Genomic DNA, 17,489 nt, shown 5'->3' with positions numbered 1-17,489 from the left:
CACTTGAAATTGAAAGGCAGCAAAGATAGCATTAAACCAAGTTCATTCTCCAGGAACGAAGTAAAATTCTGTATACCTTTAAAGGGTGAAACAAATTGAATTATTTTTTTTTCCCATGGCATTGTTAGCCCTGGCAATGCTGTTATTAGGGATGTTTATTCCGTGGTTGCTGCTCTGGTGGAGGGAAGTACAGAGTAGGAGGATGGTTATTAAACTCTATGGCAGCATTTCATTAATTTGCATTCTAATATATTCATTGATGCGACTTGTGACCACATGAAAAAACGATCGATATTTTTGAACCTATTTTTAAGTTTTATTTTATTCTCTTGTTCAAACCCTTCTCAGCAAACAAATGAAATTACTGAAGAGAAGCAGGCAGTTCAAACGCGAAATGATCTGCCAAATATGTTGATCACAACGTTGGACAACGCACGAGTAAATATCCGGTTGATAAAGGGAAATACCATACTCATTCTTTTCCAACCAGATTGTGATCACTGTCAGCGCGAAGCCAAGGAAATTAGGGAATACGTTGATTCATTTAAAGATTACAACTTGTATTTTATTTCTGCAGATCAAATGCCGGCAATTGAAAAGTTTGCAAAAGATTACGGACTTCTGGGATATGCAAACATTTATTTTGGAACAACTACTGTTGACAATGTCTTAAATAATTTCGGGTCTATCCCAGCGCCGTCGGTCTATATTTATTCGAATCAACAGCTTCAACAAAAATTTAATGGTGAAGTTGCCATTGAAAAAATATTACAAGCTATCTAGTTTAACTGCCACTAATAAAAACTTTTTAGACATTCCCGAACAACCGATTAAATATCTTTCTCCACCTTCTTTTAAACCTGTCTTCTTTCGAAGGTCCTGTACGGTGAGTGGATAGTTACGGGTTATAATGTTTGCTTTTCCATCGGGGAAAAACGTAAGCATTTTATCACGAAGCTTAACGTGAGATTCTATTTTAAAAACTCGTCCAGGAAAGAAGTCAATGCGATTTTCGGATGTGTAAAAGTGAGTACTTGGATGAAGTTTATTTATTTTAAACCTAAATGCGATGGTTTTAAAAGCGCCGCTTTTGAGCAACGAGGCGTTCGGCTCGTAGACAAACTGCAAAGGATCACTGTATTTGACTTCAAGTTTTCGTTCCTCTGAAATTTTGAAAGAGAATGCAAATTCTGTTTCTGTTAAATTTTTTGCCTCGATTAACGGTTCTGATTCAAAAGTTTTCTCGCAATAAAAAAGAAGTTCTTTGCATTCATTATGCACTGACACGACGGATACTTTCTTTGCATGTTTCAGATCTTTCAGTGCTTTTTCTATATCCAATAACGGCGACGCTTTTACCAATAGCCTGTCAGTGACTTGCCAAATTTTTTCTTGTAGCAATACTACGTCTGGTACACATTGATTTAATGAAAACACCTTTTGGTTATCCTTTGGCCTGCGCGACGGATCAATATAGATCAGGTCAAATTTTCTATCCAATGACTCCAAAAATTCTTCGGCTGTTGAATTGTGGTATTGAATATTATTTACACCCAATTGCGCATGGTTGTGTTGTGCAATCTTAAGGAGATCACCATTTGGCTCAACAAAATGCACCTCTCTAAATGACCGGCTAAAAAAATAACTATCAATGCCAAAGCCTCCCGTAAGATCAAGAAGGCTGCTTGTGTTTAACGCCAACTCCTTTGAAAGCATTGCTACTTTATTGCGCGCTGTCTGTTCAGACGATGATTGTTCAAGATTTATCGACGGAGGATAAATAACTCGTTTTTGCTCAGACCAACTCCTAAATTTTTCTCTTGCCTTTCTCCTTCCTATAATCTGGTCAATGATAACGCTTATTGGCACAGTGTTAATCGCTTTATATTTCAATAGAAGCTCATGGATATCATCAAGCTCATGTTCATCGATGAAGCTTTGCACGGCTGATGAAAACAGCTGTTGGGTCAATGCAGTAAGTTTGTTCAATGCAACAAAACTAACGAAAGTGAATTTAAGCACCACCTTGCATAGTAACTTTGCGTGCCATACATTAACCGCGAAAGGAGTAACGAATGCATTTTGATCTAATCGTCATAGGCGGGGGCGCCGCTGGATTTTTTGGGGCTATCCAAGCTGCGGAAATGAGGGCGGGTTTGAAGATTTTAATTCTGGAAAAATCGAATAAATTATTATCGAAAGTTAAAATATCAGGTGGTGGCCGATGTAACGTTACGCACCATAACTACAATCCTTTTGAATTTTCTCGTCATTATCCCCGGGGCGAAAAAGCACTAAAAAATTTATTGAGCATATTCCATGCTGAGCATACCGTAAAATGGTTTGCATCGAAAGGAGTAATTCTTAATGCAGAAAGTGATGGACGAATGTTTCCTCATACAAACTCCTCGCAAACCATCATAGATTGTTTTATTAGCGAAGCCCAAAAATTGAAAATAAAAATAATGTTGGGTAAAAATGTTTCACAAATCAAACAAGAAAAAAACGAAATAAAGATTTTCTGTGCGGATGGAGACAGTTATTCGGCGACAAAAATTCTTGTTGCCACAGGTGGAAGTCCACAAGCTCACGCTTATCAGTTTATTGCTGATCTACATCACACCATAAAAACACCTATTCCATCATTATTTACATTCAACGATTCGGATCAAAAATTCAAGGATTTAATGGGGGTTTCAGTACCTCACGCCGAAGTGAAAATTGCAGGAACGAAATTTTTACAGGAAGGTCCTGTGTTGATTACGCATTGGGGATTAAGTGGGCCAGCTGTAATTAAACTTTCATCCTGGGCGGCAGAATACCTGTACCAGGTACAGTACAAGTTTACGGTCTTGGTGAACTGGTTAGGAGGCATGAAAGAAGATGAGCTGAGAGAAATTCTGCTGAGAAACAAGTTATCCACAAGCAAACAAAAAGTTACCACGCATTCCTTGTTCAAGTTGCCGTTGCGTTTAGCCCAAAGGTTATATGCGCTGGCCGAAATAGGGGACGATAGAATTTGGTCGGAACTCTCAAAAAAAGAACTAAACAGGTTGATTGAATATTTAATTCGATGCCCGTTTAACATTACAGGCAAAACGACATTTAAAGAGGAGTTTGTAACCTGCGGTGGTGTTGATTTGAGTGAAATAAATATTAATTCGATGGAAAGTAAAAAGATGAACAACGTTTACTTTGCAGGCGAAGTATTAAATATTGACGGAGAGACAGGTGGGTTTAACTTTCAAAACGCATGGACGACATCCTTTATCGCTGCAAAAAGTATTGCTTCTGGTTTTTAAAAAAGAGGCATTAACTGTGATTCACTATCAGTAACGTTCAAGGTCATCACCGATCCATGCACCCAAGCCAGATTGGGATATTGATGACCAATAGGAAAATTGAATGCTACGGGATAATTTTTCTGAGATATTTTACTTAACACAACCTCCTCAAGGGTCTCTCCAAATGACAAATCAGAATCTTTGATGTCAGTCATATGACCAATGATAAGTCCGGACAAATTATCAAGTTTACCGGACCTTTTTAAATGCATAAACATGCGATCAACCTTGTACTTGTATTCATCAATTTCCTCCAAAATTAAAATCTTTCCGTTGGTGTCCGGGTCACTTGAGGTACCGATGGCATCGACAACCAATGACAGGTTCCCGCCGATTACTGGTGCCGTAGTTTTCCCAAGTCTATTACTTTTGCTGGATGTCGCCGAGATTACAATACTTTCTCCTGTAAGACTTCCTTTTAAGCTTTCAATAGAATCTGCATTTTCGGCTTTTGGAAATAAAATGGGCATCGTGCCATGGATGCTTTTGATACCTAGTTTGAATAATTTAAGATGAAGGGCAGTAACATCACTAAAGCCAATTATCCATTTTGGAGTCTTATAAAGAGAGGTAAAATCTAGTTGATCTAAAATTCGTGTGGTGCCATAGCCGCCACGTGCGCATACAATGGCTTTGATATCTGGATCAACAATCAGCTGCTGGAAATCTTGCAGTCGTTCAGCGTCCGACCCTGCAAGATAGGTGTGAGCGTTGCTGTGAAGATTAGGTGCCGTAGTAATCTCTAAACCCCATGATCTAAAAAAAGTGTATGCTATTTCAACATCTTTTGGGCTTACTTTTCTGCCAGTCGCAGTAATACCAATTTTGTCGCCTTTTTTCAGTAATGGGGGGCTAATCATTGCTCACTTAATAAAAGTTAAATAAAAAAAGCCCTCTGTGTACAGAAGGCTTTCAATATTATAATCAAAGTTTACTTTGGGGCGGGCGCTGGCGCAGCGGGCTTTGGTGTAACACCCAGTTTTTTCAAGACCAAGTCTGACACATCCATTTTTTCATCACCGTAAAGAATTACATCCAGGCCACCGATCTGTTGACTCAGAATAAAAGTGTATCCATTCTCTTTGGCAACCTCCTCAATAGCCTTACCCACCTTTTTAAAGACTGGTTCCATCAATTGTGTTTGTTTGGTTTGAACGGTGGTTTGGGCATCCTGCTGTAGCTTTTCTATGTTTTGTTGCATTTGTTGAAGCTCACGTTCGGTATTTGAGCGGACTGCATCAATCATCGTATTTAAATTGGCTTGGTAGTCTGCAAGCTTTTTTTGGAAATCCTGATATTTTGTATCGATTTGATTCTTTAGCTGCGTTTGGAGGGATTTAAGCTCCGAATCAATTTGTTTAGACTCGGGCATTTGGGTAAAAATATAATCCACATCGGCATAGCCTACTTTTGTGGTGGCAGTTTGTGCATAGGACATGAAAGTTGTCACTCCTAACACCGCAAGTAAAACAAGTTTTCTCATTCTCGTAATTTCAAATTTAGTTTTTAATCTTATCATTTGGGTCTCCTAAACCCAATTGGTCTAACACAAAGTCAGTATAATCGTATCGCGGATCTGTATAAATCATTACTAATTCCCCCGCTTTATCAAACATGATTGCCAAACTATTTTCTTTGCAAACCTTATCAACTGCATCCCATACTTTGTCTTGAATAGGCTTTATCAACTCCTGTTTTTTCAAGAAAAATAAGCCCCCAAACCCAAAAACCTTCTTCTGATACTCTTTCAATTCAGCTTCCTTTTTTTGAATTGCATCAGAACGTTCCTTCTTCATCTCCTCTGTAAGAAGTACCTGCTCAGCTTGAAGTGCACTATACATTCCTTCGATTTTCTTCGACATTTCCTGGACTTCCTTTTCCCAGGCCTGCGAAAGTTGATTGATTTCATCCTGAGCCTTTTTGTATTCGGGCATTTTGTTCAGGATAAAATCAGTATCAATGTAGCCGAACCTCTGAGCATTGACAAAATTCAGGCCGAAAATGAGAAAAAATATTGTAATTAAATATATCCTCATACTATCTGAGTTGATTACCAATAGTGAAATGGAACTGCGATCCGCTCACATCTGATGTCCCGGGGACCCTGTCAAATCCATACGCCCAATTTAATCCAATTAACCCGAACGCAGGCATAAAAATTCTCGCACCAATTCCGGCGGATTTATATAACTTAAACGGATTGTAATCTTCATAATTGCCCCAATTGTTTCCAGCTTCAGTAAAGATAAAACCATAGATGGTGGCAGCATTGCCGGTCGTGACCGGATATCGTAACTCTAACCCAAGTTTTTCATATACTATCCCACCCTCCTGTGAGGTACTGTTTCCAACAGTATAGGACGGAGGTGTAATCTGATTATCCTGATAGCCTCGCAGACCAATAACTTCCTTTCCTAGTACAAAGGAATTAAATCCACCGGCTAAACCACTGCCGCCTAAAACAAAACGTTCGAACGGCCCGATTCCTGTTTTACCTTTATTATAAGCGCCGATGAAACCGAAGTGTGCCTTGGCTTCGAGCACTAATTTTTTCTTGTTGTCCAAAGGCAAATATTGATGAACGTCAAACATCCACTTGTGATATTCCTGCAGTTTATTTTTAGTTTCTGCACTTGCTGTTGTATAATCAATATTATTGAATGACGAATATGGTGGGGTCAGGGTAACGCTCAAAGAAAGGCTTGAGCCCTGAGAAGGATACATCTGGTTGTCAACGCTATTTCGTGACAGCGTGGTGTTCAGGGTTACCGCATAAGAAGAGCAATTATCGCATCCCAAGCCATAATCAATATTCTGCAGCGTATAAACGGCATATCCTAAAGAGTTCGTTAGAGTAAAGTAGTTATCAGGCCATTCTAACGCCCGGCCTAAGCCTACGGATATGTTGTCGGCCTTAAGTTTTGAATTTAAGTCATTATAACTGCTGGCCCCACGTCCAGCATAACGTGATTGTGAGTGAACATAACTTATACTGAGTGAATGCGGCTTTCTGCCACCTAACCAAGGCTCTGAAAATGAGAAGCTGTAACTTTGAAAGGATCTTCCATTCGCCTGTAGTCGGAGGGATAGACGTTGACCATCGCCTCTCGGAAGCGGGTTCCACTCCTTTAAGTTAGGCACGTTACGCAAAGAGAAGTTGTTGAAGGTCAATCCGAGGGTTCCAACAAATCCATAATAGCCACCCCAGCCACCCGATAACTCAACCTGGTCGTTCGATTGTTCTTCTACCTGCCACTCTATGTCTACTGTACCTTTAGCAGGGTTTGGAACTAAATTTTGGTTAATCTTATCAGGAGCGAAATGTCCCAATTGCCCAAGTCGTTGCTGTGTCCGGATAATATCAGAGCGTCTGAATTTTTGCCCAGGTATTGTGCTTAACTCCCGTCGAATAACATGATCGCTTGTTCTATCATTACCGGTTATGGTTACTTCATTGATAGTTGCTTGTTCGCCTTCAAAAATTCGCATTTCCACATCGATGGAATCACCTTCAACGGCAACTTCTACTGGAACACAACGGAAAAACAAATAGCCATCATCCATATATAAGCCGCTAATGTCTAATCCTTTTGGGTTGAACTGAATCTTTTTTTGTAGGAGTTCATTGTTATAGACATCTCCTTTGTTGATGGCCAGTACTGCGCTTAATTGTTTATCTGTATAAATGTAATTTCCAGTCCAGATAATATTTCGGAAATAATATTTTGGTCCCTCAGAAACTTCGAAATCAATGTTTATAGTGCGTTCATCATTTGCATATACCGTATCAACAACAAGTTCAGCATCGCGATATCCTTTCGCATTATAAAATTCAATCACTTTCTTCTTATCATCTTCATAATCAGTTTTAATAAATTTGGAACCGCTAAATAAATTGAGCTTAACATTATCGTTTAAAAACTCTTTTAACTCATTCGAACCAACGGTGTAGCTGGAGTCTATAAACTCTTTTGGATTAAGGTGGAGGATCTCGCTAAGGATTGCCCGGTGAATGGAAAACCTTGGACGCTCGTGAGTCTTCTTCATTTTCTTCCTCAGCTTGGCATCTGAAATCGTGTTATTGCCAACGAACGATATTTGATTGATTTTTACTTTAGATTTTGGATTTACATTTATTCTTAATCGAATTCCATCCTTATTAAGGGTGTCTTTTTCCTGTACAATCTTTACCTCAGCATTAAGGAATCCTTTTTTGATAAAATATTTTTTTACACCGGTTTCGGTATTGCGAACCATAGCATCTGTTACAATTTTGCCACGGATAAGATTGAGATCTTCCTTCAACCCGGTTTCTTGTGCATTTGAGATTCCATTGAAGTAAAAGCCGGTTAACCGAGGACGTTCGGCAAGTGTAATATTAAGAAATACATTTTGTCCTTCGATTCTATCCACCTTAATGGTGACATCGCCCACCAAACCATGCTTCCATAAGCTTCTGATGGCATTGGAAATGCCATCGCCGGGAATCTTTATTTTATCGCCCACCTTTAAACCGGTCAGAGATACCATCGCATTTTTATCCAACACACTCAGTCCAGTAACCTCAATACCGCCAATAGTATATTCGGCAGGATTCGTATAACTCAAATTGTTCTCTGAAGGAGTGGTTGAGCGCTCCGTACGATTTCGTCTAAATTGAGCCCAACTATCAACTGTGATACTCAAAATAATAGCTAGGAATAAAACTCTCTTCATCAACTTACAGGATTCAATTGTTCGCTTGTTTTTCCAAATCTTCGTTCGCGTTGCTGATAAGACCAGATCGCTTCATATAAATGTTCTTTTCTAAAATCTGGCCATAGGGTGGGTGTGATGTACAGTTCAGAATACGCTATTTGCCATAATAAAAAATTGCTCACCCGTAACTCGCCGCTCGTACGAATCAGTAGCTCAGGATCTGGGATGCCGGAAGTCTGCAAATAGTTTTCGAAAAGCGACTCATTTATATCACTAGCTTTAATTTTACCTTGCTCAATTTCTGCAGCGATGGCTTTTGTGGCCTTAATTATTTCCCAGCGGCCGCTATAACTTAGGGCCAGAACCAAAGTTAGCCCGCTATTATTTTTAGTTTGATCAATGGCCCATGCTAAATTTTTTTGGCAATCGATAGGCAGGTTAGACGTGTCACCGATGGTCTTCAGTTTCACCTGATTATCCATTAAGGTTTTTATTTCCTGCTTCAATGTGCTAACCAATAATTCCATTAACCCGTCAATCTCGGCTTTAGGTCTGCTCCAGTTTTCTGTTGAAAAGGCATAAAGTGTTAAATACTTAATTCCTAGCTCCCCACAGCCTTCCGTTACATCCTTCACAGCTTGAATTGCATTTTTATGACCAAAAATGCGCATAGCTCCTTTTTTCTTGGCCCATCTTCCATTGCCGTCCATGATAACGGCGATGTGTCGAGGCAAATTATTAAAGTCGATATTTTCCTTATAAGACTTCACAGGGTTTCAAAATTAGTAAAAGATATCGGTATTCGCGGATAGGCGAGCTCGAAAGGAATAAAGAATGGATTACTTGTAGGGATTTGTGGGGCAGGGAATGCTATAGAAGGTCCTGGTCAATGTGATACCCAGGAAATAATAATTGTCGTTGTCGTTCGGATTTCCATACTGATAGTTTTTATCCCTTGGATCACCTGCTGATATATTATCGAGATAGTCGAAGAATGTTTTTCTGATGCCAAATTCTAGTGAAATGTACCACTTGGGATTGTATACATACTTTACGCCAGCGCCAAACGGAACAGATGCTTGTACATTACTATACTCATCAGTTTTTTCCACATTGCCCGATAGTCCAAATAATCCTAGCCCTGCAAATATATAAGGGGTAAACCGTACAAACCTTTTTGTATCTCTCCAATTCAGAAAGTGATACTCCATGACAGTCGAGGCCTCTAGCAAAAACAAGTCAAAGGAAGCATTACGATTAACAGCAAAAGGATCTATCGGCTTTTCACTGGCACCAATTTTCCCCCCGGTTATTGCAGCACGGAAACTGACTACGTTACTTAGATTGGAGCGATAAAAGACAGTAGCTGCCGGTTTGGAATATTTGAAGTTGTAGGTCCGGACAAGATCTCCGGTGTAGCTAAATGTTCCAAGTCCAAAGCCGATCTCAGAACGTTGGGCACTTGCGCTTGAAGAGATTAAAAAGAATAAAGCAACGAAGAGAGGTTTTTTAACTACACAATGCATTATCTGAATTTAGCCCTATGAAAAGTTTTGCCCAAAATATACGTAAGTTTTATTGTGGTTACCATGTAGGTATCCTTATCATTTTTATTTCCTCGTTTATTATCAATGTATTCCTGACCATATCCGCTCAACAAATTATATGTCTTGCCGTCGCGGGTCTGAGTCGGGGTTAACAGATTCGGGTCTACAATTTCGTTGGTTCTGTATGACATGGCCTTCGCCAACTCGTTATCTCCAAACACACCTAGATCGACATAATTCTGACTTACATCATCAATGTAGTCAGTAAACAAATACCTGAAACCTAATTCAGCTGACAAATCTAGCACTTCATTCAATCTGAAACGCGCACCAATTCCAAATGGTATGGCAACTTGAAGTTTTTTATAAGATTTAATTCCATTGTTTACGTCACCTTCCGAAAGAGTTCCTTTCTGACCTTCTGTACCGAGAGACTGGAGATTTACCCAAGTACCAGCTTCCGGCAAAGGATTACCATTTAAGTCTGTGGCAGGCGCAAGGGCCTGCGGATTATGCAATAGTCCGGCGACGCCCATGAAAACATAAGGCGTCCATTTAACTCTACTTATATATGTAGCCATGTTGGAAAATAAATCAAGGCTAGCAACTACAGATAATTCTTTGATTCTATTGCGGAATGATAAGTTGCGCTGGTAACGATAAACCCCATTATTCAAGTCCCCTGAATTAGCGGACTCGCTATCGGCACCCCTTAGAGTTCCATACATAAATGCTGCTGCGATGGTATATCGCGGGCCGAATCGGTGAGAAAAATTGAGACTCACGGCTGGTCTGGTAAACGAAATATCAGTACTAAACTGAGTAGGTTTAGGCGCCAAATCACCGTAGTAATTTAAGGCAGTTAAGCCAATGCCAAGCGTATTGTACCGCTTTTCCTTGCTGAACCACTCCTTCTTACCGCGATAGCTTGAAATTTTTTTATTATTTCTCTTAATATTTTTCCGATTCATCTGGGCTAACGCCGATTCGGATGCTAAAAAAATTAAGAGGATTGTGCCAATCAGGTATAAAGATTTTCTCATTTGCGTAAAGAATGAAAGTTGAAAAAATGTTTCCCACTTAATTATTCTTTATTAGCAAATACCATACGATGGTAACCAAACGGCTAGTTACGCACATCTAACCCCCAATTCAGCTTCTGACGCAAGGTTTTAAAATAATGATTCCCTTCAAGCTGTACCAAATTGACTTTAAAATCTGCTTTTGAGACTTTGAGTTTAACAGATGGGTCAACAGAAGCCACGCGGGAATCAAGAGAGACAAGAAACCGTTTGCTTCTTCCTTCAACCCGAAATGTTATTTCGGAAGCATCTGAAACTACAATTGGACGCACGGTGAGGTTGTGAGGACTAACGGGGGTAATAACGAAATTACCAGATCGTGGGAAGATTAATGGGCCTCCACAACTCAATGAATAGCCTGTTGAACCTGTTGGCGTGGAAACTATGATACCATCAGCCCAATAGGAATTCAAAAATTCGCCATCGATATAGGTGTGAATGGTGATCATGGCAGAAGAATCTTTTTTCACCACGGTAAAGTCATTTAAAGCGAAATTCAACCCGCCAAAAATATCTTTGTTTGTTTCCAACTTTAGCAGCGCCCTTTTGTCCAGTATAAAAGCTCCCTGGAAGAATTTTTGCAAAGCTGTTTCTGTTTCCTCCTTACTAATAGTAGCCAGGAAACCGAGGCGACCTGTATTAATACCAAGAATTGGAATTTCCAATTTCCCGATATGGGTGACAGATTCAAGTAATGTTCCGTCTCCACCAATGCTTATAAAAAGCTCTATTTCGTCAAGAGAATCTCCAGGATGATATACATTAAATTTTTCTTTGGTAAGCGGTGGCTTAAGGTATTCCCCAAACTTGGATGAAACATAAAGCGTAGCACTCTTTTCTGTAAGAATGTCAAAAATCCTGGCAATGAGCGGAGCCGCTATTCGATTAAATTCTTTGCCATGGATTGCTATTTTCATTTCAGGGTAATAGAATTGGGAAAGCCCTCCAAATCTATAATAAATTATCAGATGGTTTTAAGAATGAAGTGAAACCATTTTATCTAGATATCCAGGTAACGAAGCAGCATGTCTATACGGTCTTTATCGTCTCCTTCAGGTTTCGTTTCATGATAGCGTCCAATTACCTTATAACCAAAACGCTCTAGCGTTGCCACAATGCGGGAAAGATCTACCTGATTTATTTTAAGCGTAAGTCTTAACTTAACAGCATCCAGTGGGTCTTCTTTAACAATACTACTTAAAATCTTAGCGTGATTTTCCTCAATAAGTCTGCTGATTTCCGCCAGTGAGTAATCATTATGATTCATTGATAATACCAATATTCCTCCTGGTAATTGGACTGCAGCTGTCTGCGCAAATGAAATGAGCGTATCTTGAATAGTAATTACACCGCAGTAATTCTGGTCTTGATTAAGCACTGCCACCATTTGTAGTTTATTGTTAGCAGCGATTTTCAAAATATCATAAAAATGAGTGTCCAAATGAACGTAGCAGTTTTGTCCCACAAGTTCAAAGTCTTTTACCTGCTTTTCAATATCATTTGTCTCTAGAATGATTTCTTCCGAGATGAAACCCAGCAATTTTTCGTCCTCCACCACGGGCATGTAGGCACACCGAAATTCCTCCATCCAGACGATTGCCTTATGCGCATCATCTGTTCCCTTTAGAGGTGGCAACATGTGATTAATTAAATCTTCTGCTATCATTGAAGGAGTCCGTTCATTTACTTGAAGTATTGTTAAGCAAAAAATTCTCCACAATTTCATTAAAGGCTTCAGGATGCTCCATCATCGGCGCATGACAACATTTATCAATAAACTTAAGCTCAGAATTGGGAATAAGTCGGTTAAATTCATGCGCAACCATGGGCGGAGTAATGGTGTCATTTAAGCCCCACACTAATAAAGTTGGCGTTTTAATATTAGGAATTTCCTCAGCCATGTTATTGCGCTGGGCCGATTTAGCAATTGCTACGATTCTCAGGCATTTTGGGATACTATTCGTAATTTCAAATACTTCATCGATGAGCTCTTTTGTGGCTACATCTGGATTATAAAAAGTGTAGGAAACGCGCTCTTTAATGTATTGATAATTTCCGCGTTTAGGATAGGATCCACCCATTGAGTCTTCGAAAAGGCCGGAACTGCCGGTCAGGATGAGCTTTTTAACTTTACTCGCATTTTTCAATGTGTACATAAGCGCAATGTGCCCTCCTAGACTATTACCCATAATAATCATGTTGTCGAGTTTTTTTTGGGAAACAAAATCTTCCACAAATTGGCGAAGCCCGTCAAGCCCCGCTTCACGAATGGGCATTTCATAAATAGGGAGCATCGGAATCACGACCCTGAAATTTCTTGAAAATCTGCTCACTACCCCTTCCCAATTGCTCAGGGCTCCAAATAATCCATGCAACAAGAATAGAACCTCCCCCTGACCCTCGTCAACAAATCTAAATCCATTTTCTTCTTTCACCGGAATGGCCATACTCAAAACAAATTAGAAAGGGATAAGTAAAGGAAAATAATTAGAACGTAAAAATTTGTGCGCTTACGCGATACTAGAATATATCTTTGAAAATAGGCAGAAAGCCACCAACCCATTTTGTAACCATCGGCGCAAAATTCGCTGTGTTTGTGTGTAACCAGGAATTTTCAACCCATTCTTTTGGAAACGGGACTTTCAATGAATCGATAATCCAAAGGAGAATGCTAATCATGAAAGCCATTCTGACCGTTCCAAAAAGTGCGCCGGCACCTTTGTCAAACCAACCTAAGATAGACTTGTCAAGCGTGGTTTTGATTAACTTACCCAGAAGGTTGACAGCGATTACTATTATGATGAATACCAAACCAAAAGCCAGGTAAGGCAGTACCTTTTCATCAATATTATACTTATTGCTTAGTAGTATCATAAAGCTACCCATAAGCTTGAATCCTCCGAGCATGCCAAGTACGATTGCAACGAGAGAAAACAAAGAGACGATAAAACCATCCCTATAGCCACTATAAGCGCCCAGTATAATCAGTATAACTAAAACTATGTCAGAAATCGTCAAGGTACGAGAAGCTTTTTAACGAGTTCTGAAATAAGCTTGCCGTCGGCTTGGCCAGATAGCGATTTGGTAGCAGCGCCCATTACTTTTCCCATATCTTGAGGTCCTTTGGCGCCGACCTGCTGGATGATATTTTTTAAGGCAGTCATTACTTCTTCTTCGGATAGCTGCTTAGGCAAATATCGGCTGATTACTTCAAGTTGAAAATTTTCCTTGTCGGCAAGTTCTTGACGGCCTTGCTGCTGAAAAATATCGGCTGATTCTTTTCTTTGCTTAACAGCTTTTTGCAGTAGTTTATTCTCTACATCAGCTGAAATATCCCCGGTAGAGCTCTTATCGGTTTCGGCCAGGAGTATCAATGACTTTATCGCCCGCAATGCCTCAAGTTCTTCTTTATTTTTTGCAAGCATGGCTTTTTTAATATCATTGTCAATCTGTTGTTTAAGAGTCATAGTAATTTTTGTTAATGTAATTTCGTAACGAATATTTTAATGAGTCAGTTACTACACTTGTATCATTCTTAATCCTTCGCACAATGACAAGACTAAGCGTCAATATTAATAAAATTGCAACACTCCGAAATGCGCGGGGCGGAAATAATCCAGATGTTATAAAGGCTGCACAGGACTGTGAACGATTCGGAGCACAAGGAATCACGGTACATCCTCGCCAAGACGAGCGACACATTCGTTATAGTGACGTGCTGGCGCTGAAGAGTGTTGTCAAAACCGAATTTAATATCGAAGGATATCCTGACGAAAGATATCTCCATATCATCGAACAAGTGAGGCCCGCGCAGGCAACGCTAGTTCCTGATCCCCCGCAAGCCATTACATCCAATGCAGGGTGGGATACCATAAAGCATAGAAGCTTCCTGAAAGAGGTTGTTTTTAAAATAAGATCGAACGGGGTAAGAGTTTCAATTTTTGTCGATCCAATTCCAAAAATGGTGGAGGCAGCGAAAGAAATCGGCGCAGATCGTATTGAGCTTTACACCGAACCTTATGCGCACGAGTTTTCGCTCAACAGAGACATCGCTATTAAACCCTATATAGAAAGTGCCAAGGTCGCTCATCAGGCAGGGTTAGGTATTAATGCTGGCCATGACCTTTCATTGGAAAACTTGAATTTTTTTGCCCAGCATATTGAACATTTGGATGAAGTTTCTATCGGTCATGCATTGATCTGTGACGCGCTTTACTATGGGTTAGAAAACACCATTCAACTTTATTTACGAGAACTCAATAGAGTAACACAATATTTCACCTGATTTAAATGCACGTTCCTATCTTTGAATGCAAACCTCCTAATTAATGAATTTTAAAGAGAAACTGAGTGATGCCGATCTACAACGAATCAAGGCGGCTGTAAAATCCGCGGAAGAAAAAATTTCAGGTGAAATTGTGCCGGTCATTGTGGAACGAAGCGGAAATTATACAATCGCGAATTATAAGGGAAGTCTCATTGGTGGCTCGCTGGCATTTATTGTCATGATTATTTTTGACAGGTATATCATTAAAGATGCCGTCACTACTCTTTTTTACGATCCGGTTTTTATTTTCCTGGTCGTTATTCTGGGAGGAGTCTTGGGAGCTGTCATTCCTAATTTTTCAGACTCAATTAAACGGCTTTTAGTCGCCAGAAAATATCAAGATCTGGTCACTCGCCAAAGCGCAGAGAACGCTTTCTTGGAAGAAGAGGTTTTTAATACCCGTCAGCGCACAGGAATCATGATTTTCGTTTCATTTTTTGAACATGAAGTTATTATCATGGCCGATAAGGGGATAAGCCAAGTGGTAGCGCAAGCACAATGGGATCAAATAGTTCAAGATATTATCAACAACATTCGACGTGGAAAGATAGTCGAGGCGATGGAGGATGGTATTCAACAGTGCGGAAAATTATTATTGGAAAAAGGATTTAAGAAAACGGATGACGACACCAATGAATTACATGACAATCTTCGGTTTTAAAAATATTTGCCTCACAGCAGTTGATACTGATCTTGCTAATGGGCTTATGGCATGAGAATTACACTTATATCGCTTATACTTCTTTTTGCAAGGATAGTTTATAGCCAGCCGGCCATACCTGATCATGGAGGTTATTGGGTCCATGATGAGGCCGATATCTTATCTGTACAGCGCACCTCCCGCCTTGAGAGAATACTTCAGGCGGAACGTGATTCAACTTCCAATCAAATTGCTATTCTTATTATCCCTTCGTTGGACGGCAATGCACTGGAAGAGTATTCTTTGCGTGTAGCTGAAGCGTGGAAATTGGGCAAAAGCGATAAAGATAATGGTGTCTTGCTTTTAATTTCAGTGAATGATCGCAAAATGAGGATTGAAACAGGTTATGGATTAGAAGGTGCGCTGACGGATGCGATCGCTAGCCGAATCATTCGAAATGAAATTGCACCACGCTTTCGAAATGGCGATTATGAGGGCGGGGTTGAAGCAGGTGTAATGGCCATTATTCAGGCGATAAGAGGTGAGTATGTAAACGAAGAGCCAGTTGTAAAAAAACGAAACTCTAAAAAGTCGCCCTGGCTAACTATTATTATCATTATTATTATAATCATCATCACCTCACGAAGCCGACGAGGTGGAGGCGGAGGTGGTCATTGGTCATCGGGCCGCGGATGGATTGGACCGGTAGGCGGAATGGGTGGTGGTTCCTGGGGATCTGGATCAGGGGGTGGTTTTGGAGGAAGTTTTGGAGGTGGCGGCGGTTTCGGTGGAGGAGGCTCCAGCGGATCGTGGTAACTTAATGAAGTAAAATGTATTTTAAAATTTATCCGTTTATCAGCAGGATGTTTTCTTTTGTTATGTCAGAAATCAATATACAACGGCTTGCCTATTCGTTATTGGTCCTGTTGACAATTTCTTCGACCGTTTCTGTGCAAGCGCAACGGGCAATTCCAGAACTCTGGGGATTGCACGTGCATGATGAAGCGCATATTCTTTCTCAACAAACGGTAGATAAACTCGAAAAGCAACTTATCGCTTATGAAGATTCAACAACAAACCAAATAGCGATACTCATTATTCCTTCGCTTGAAGGAGAAGTTATCGAGGAATTCTCCCTCCGTGTAGCAGAGAAATGGAAACTCGGTGACGAAAATAAAGACAACGGCGTTCTTTTGCTCATTGCGATCGACGATCATAAAATGCGCATCGAAGTGGGAGAAGGGTTGGAAGGAGTATTAACCGATGCACTTAGCAGCAGGATCATTCGCAATGAAATAGCGCCGAAGTTTCGGCAAAATAAATATGACGAAGGTGTGTTGGCGGCAATAACAGGAATAACCCGGGCTATTGGAGGAGAATACCAGGCAGGCGATGACGATGCAGCTGAATTAGGCTGGCCAGCACGCATTCTTATCAGCGTCTTTGTATTTGGAATTCTTGGTGTATTTACGTTCCTCGGTCTGTTTATTCCGGGTTGTGGTGGATGGTTTTTATACGCCTTTCTAATTCCTTTTTATGCAGCTTTCCCAATGGTGGTATTGGGAACGGCTACGGGTGTGTCCGTCTTGATAGCATACGTTATCGGATTTCCGATATTAAAACTAATGCTGAACCGAAGCGATTGGGGGAAAAAAATGGCGAAGAAGATGGCTACCGCAAAATCGCAAGGTGGCAGAGGGTGGTCGTCAGGCTCCGGATGGTCATCGGGTGGGGGCAGATCATCAGGAGGATTTTCTGGCGGAGGTGGAAGTTTCGGTGGCGGCGGCAGTAGTGGTTCATGGTAATTAAATCATTCACATCATATGTATAACTTTTATTACTTACTGTTTC

At 40.3% G+C, this 17,489-nt stretch carries 19 protein-coding genes; 6 read left to right on the top strand and 13 right to left on the bottom strand.

The genetic code is table 11. The features are described from left to right. The first annotated feature begins 276 nt into the window (after positions 1–276). Complete coding sequence (locus tag P2W71_RS05710; RefSeq protein WP_276368191.1) at positions 277–783, top strand: redoxin domain-containing protein; 507 nt, start codon at positions 277–279, stop codon at positions 781–783. Here the strand turns inward: P2W71_RS05710 and P2W71_RS05705 are convergent. Continuing rightward, positions 769–2,022, bottom strand: coding sequence for an RsmD family RNA methyltransferase (locus P2W71_RS05705; protein ID WP_276368186.1), 1,254 nt, complete (start codon positions 2,020–2,022; stop codon positions 769–771). The two genes, P2W71_RS05710 and P2W71_RS05705, sit on opposite strands and share 15 nt — an antisense overlap. 53 nt (positions 2,023–2,075) lie before the next feature. Between P2W71_RS05705 and P2W71_RS05700 the strand changes: the two genes are divergently transcribed. Beyond that, positions 2,076–3,302 carry an NAD(P)/FAD-dependent oxidoreductase gene (locus tag P2W71_RS05700; protein ID WP_276368183.1) on the top strand — a complete coding sequence of 409 codons (1,227 nt, stop codon included), beginning with the start codon at positions 2,076–2,078 and terminating at the stop codon, positions 3,300–3,302. On the opposite strand, the gene P2W71_RS05695 is transcribed toward P2W71_RS05700, so the two are convergent. The 12 genes from P2W71_RS05695 to P2W71_RS05640 all read right to left on the bottom strand — a co-directional run bounded on the left by P2W71_RS05695 (position 3,299) and on the right by P2W71_RS05640 (position 14,138). After that, positions 3,299–4,204, bottom strand: coding sequence for an LD-carboxypeptidase (locus P2W71_RS05695; RefSeq protein ID WP_276368181.1), 906 nt, complete (start codon positions 4,202–4,204; stop codon positions 3,299–3,301). The two genes, P2W71_RS05700 and P2W71_RS05695, sit on opposite strands and share 4 nt — an antisense overlap. Positions 4,205–4,275: 71 nt before the next feature. Then, a complete protein-coding gene (locus tag P2W71_RS05690) occupies positions 4,276–4,827 on the bottom strand; it encodes an OmpH family outer membrane protein (RefSeq protein WP_276368179.1) in 552 nt (183 codons plus the stop codon). A gap of 16 nt (positions 4,828–4,843) precedes the next feature. Next, positions 4,844–5,380 carry an OmpH family outer membrane protein gene (locus P2W71_RS05685; protein ID WP_276368176.1) on the bottom strand — a complete coding sequence of 179 codons (537 nt, stop codon included), beginning with the start codon at positions 5,378–5,380 and terminating at the stop codon, positions 4,844–4,846. A 1-nt stretch (position 5,381) separates the two neighbouring features. Beyond that, on the bottom strand, positions 5,382–8,060 hold the full coding sequence (locus P2W71_RS05680; protein ID WP_276368174.1) for a POTRA domain-containing protein: 2,679 nt from the start codon (positions 8,058–8,060) through the stop codon (positions 5,382–5,384). After that, entirely contained in the window at positions 8,060–8,812 is a 753-nt protein-coding gene (locus tag P2W71_RS05675) for an isoprenyl transferase (RefSeq protein ID WP_276368173.1), read from the bottom strand. Before P2W71_RS05675 ends, P2W71_RS05680 begins: the two co-directional genes overlap by 1 nt. A 69-nt stretch (positions 8,813–8,881) precedes the next feature. Next, positions 8,882–9,568: a DUF6089 family protein gene (locus tag P2W71_RS05670; RefSeq protein WP_276368168.1), complete on the bottom strand. Its 687-nt coding sequence runs from the start codon at positions 9,566–9,568 to the stop codon at positions 8,882–8,884. After that, positions 9,568–10,632, bottom strand: coding sequence for a DUF6089 family protein (locus P2W71_RS05665; RefSeq protein ID WP_276368165.1), 1,065 nt, complete (start codon positions 10,630–10,632; stop codon positions 9,568–9,570). The genes P2W71_RS05670 and P2W71_RS05665 overlap by 1 nt, the downstream gene beginning before the upstream one ends. An 83-nt stretch (positions 10,633–10,715) precedes the next feature. Continuing rightward, positions 10,716–11,588, bottom strand: coding sequence for an NAD kinase (locus P2W71_RS05660; protein ID WP_276368163.1), 873 nt, complete (start codon positions 11,586–11,588; stop codon positions 10,716–10,718). A gap of 83 nt (positions 11,589–11,671) precedes the next feature. Then, on the bottom strand, positions 11,672–12,337 hold the full coding sequence (locus tag P2W71_RS05655) for a CBS domain-containing protein (RefSeq protein WP_276368160.1): 666 nt from the start codon (positions 12,335–12,337) through the stop codon (positions 11,672–11,674). Positions 12,338–12,350: 13 nt separating this feature from the next. After that, positions 12,351–13,118 (bottom strand): alpha/beta hydrolase, encoded by a 768-nt coding sequence (locus P2W71_RS05650; RefSeq protein ID WP_276368157.1) that lies wholly within the window; start codon positions 13,116–13,118, stop codon positions 12,351–12,353. Between the two features lie 73 nt (positions 13,119–13,191). Then, entirely contained in the window at positions 13,192–13,689 is a 498-nt protein-coding gene (locus P2W71_RS05645) for a CvpA family protein (RefSeq protein WP_276368154.1), read from the bottom strand. Then, positions 13,686–14,138 carry a GatB/YqeY domain-containing protein gene (locus P2W71_RS05640; protein ID WP_276368152.1) on the bottom strand — a complete coding sequence of 151 codons (453 nt, stop codon included), beginning with the start codon at positions 14,136–14,138 and terminating at the stop codon, positions 13,686–13,688. The genes P2W71_RS05645 and P2W71_RS05640 overlap by 4 nt, the downstream gene beginning before the upstream one ends. A gap of 83 nt (positions 14,139–14,221) precedes the next feature. Here P2W71_RS05640 and P2W71_RS05635 point away from each other — a divergent pair, with 83 nt between their 5' ends. The 4 genes from P2W71_RS05635 to P2W71_RS05620 are packed head-to-tail and all read left to right on the top strand — an operon-like array spanning position 14,222 to position 17,443. Next, entirely contained in the window at positions 14,222–14,956 is a 735-nt protein-coding gene (locus P2W71_RS05635) for a pyridoxine 5'-phosphate synthase (protein ID WP_276368149.1), read from the top strand. Positions 14,957–14,999: 43 nt separating this feature from the next. Beyond that, positions 15,000–15,659: a TPM domain-containing protein gene (locus P2W71_RS05630; protein ID WP_276368147.1), complete on the top strand. Its 660-nt coding sequence runs from the start codon at positions 15,000–15,002 to the stop codon at positions 15,657–15,659. A gap of 51 nt (positions 15,660–15,710) precedes the next feature. Beyond that, on the top strand, positions 15,711–16,454 hold the full coding sequence (locus tag P2W71_RS05625) for a TPM domain-containing protein (RefSeq protein WP_276368144.1): 744 nt from the start codon (positions 15,711–15,713) through the stop codon (positions 16,452–16,454). 14 nt (positions 16,455–16,468) lie between these two features. Then, positions 16,469–17,443 (top strand): TPM domain-containing protein, encoded by a 975-nt coding sequence (locus P2W71_RS05620; RefSeq protein ID WP_276368142.1) that lies wholly within the window; start codon positions 16,469–16,471, stop codon positions 17,441–17,443. Positions 17,444–17,489 lie beyond the last annotated feature (46 nt).

Source organism: Chryseolinea sp. H1M3-3 (assembly GCF_029360725.1).
Classification (GTDB): Bacteria; Bacteroidota; Bacteroidia; order Cytophagales; family Cyclobacteriaceae; genus Chryseolinea.
This window is presented reverse-complemented; position numbering and strand designations above follow the sequence as displayed.

Coding starts and splice junctions, on each gene's coding strand:
- P2W71_RS05670 (WP_276368168.1), bottom strand. CDS start 9,568: ATGCATTGTGTAGTTAAAAAACCTCTCTTCGTTGCTTTATTCTTTTTA.
- P2W71_RS05620 (WP_276368142.1), top strand. CDS start 16,469: ATGTATTTTAAAATTTATCCGTTTATCAGCAGGATGTTTTCTTTTGTT.
- P2W71_RS05650 (WP_276368157.1), bottom strand. CDS start 13,118: ATGGCCATTCCGGTGAAAGAAGAAAATGGATTTAGATTTGTTGACGAG.
- P2W71_RS05700 (WP_276368183.1), top strand. CDS start 2,076: ATGCATTTTGATCTAATCGTCATAGGCGGGGGCGCCGCTGGATTTTTT.
- P2W71_RS05625 (WP_276368144.1), top strand. CDS start 15,711: ATGAGAATTACACTTATATCGCTTATACTTCTTTTTGCAAGGATAGTT.
- P2W71_RS05695 (WP_276368181.1), bottom strand. CDS start 4,204: ATGATTAGCCCCCCATTACTGAAAAAAGGCGACAAAATTGGTATTACT.
- P2W71_RS05685 (WP_276368176.1), bottom strand. CDS start 5,380: ATGAGGATATATTTAATTACAATATTTTTTCTCATTTTCGGCCTGAAT.
- P2W71_RS05710 (WP_276368191.1), top strand. CDS start 277: ATGAAAAAACGATCGATATTTTTGAACCTATTTTTAAGTTTTATTTTA.
- P2W71_RS05655 (WP_276368160.1), bottom strand. CDS start 12,337: ATGATAGCAGAAGATTTAATTAATCACATGTTGCCACCTCTAAAGGGA.
- P2W71_RS05660 (WP_276368163.1), bottom strand. CDS start 11,588: ATGAAAATAGCAATCCATGGCAAAGAATTTAATCGAATAGCGGCTCCG.
- P2W71_RS05690 (WP_276368179.1), bottom strand. CDS start 4,827: ATGAGAAAACTTGTTTTACTTGCGGTGTTAGGAGTGACAACTTTCATG.
- P2W71_RS05640 (WP_276368152.1), bottom strand. CDS start 14,138: ATGACTCTTAAACAACAGATTGACAATGATATTAAAAAAGCCATGCTT.
- P2W71_RS05635 (WP_276368149.1), top strand. CDS start 14,222: ATGACAAGACTAAGCGTCAATATTAATAAAATTGCAACACTCCGAAAT.
- P2W71_RS05680 (WP_276368174.1), bottom strand. CDS start 8,060: ATGAAGAGAGTTTTATTCCTAGCTATTATTTTGAGTATCACAGTTGAT.
- P2W71_RS05665 (WP_276368165.1), bottom strand. CDS start 10,632: ATGAGAAAATCTTTATACCTGATTGGCACAATCCTCTTAATTTTTTTA.
- P2W71_RS05630 (WP_276368147.1), top strand. CDS start 15,000: ATGAATTTTAAAGAGAAACTGAGTGATGCCGATCTACAACGAATCAAG.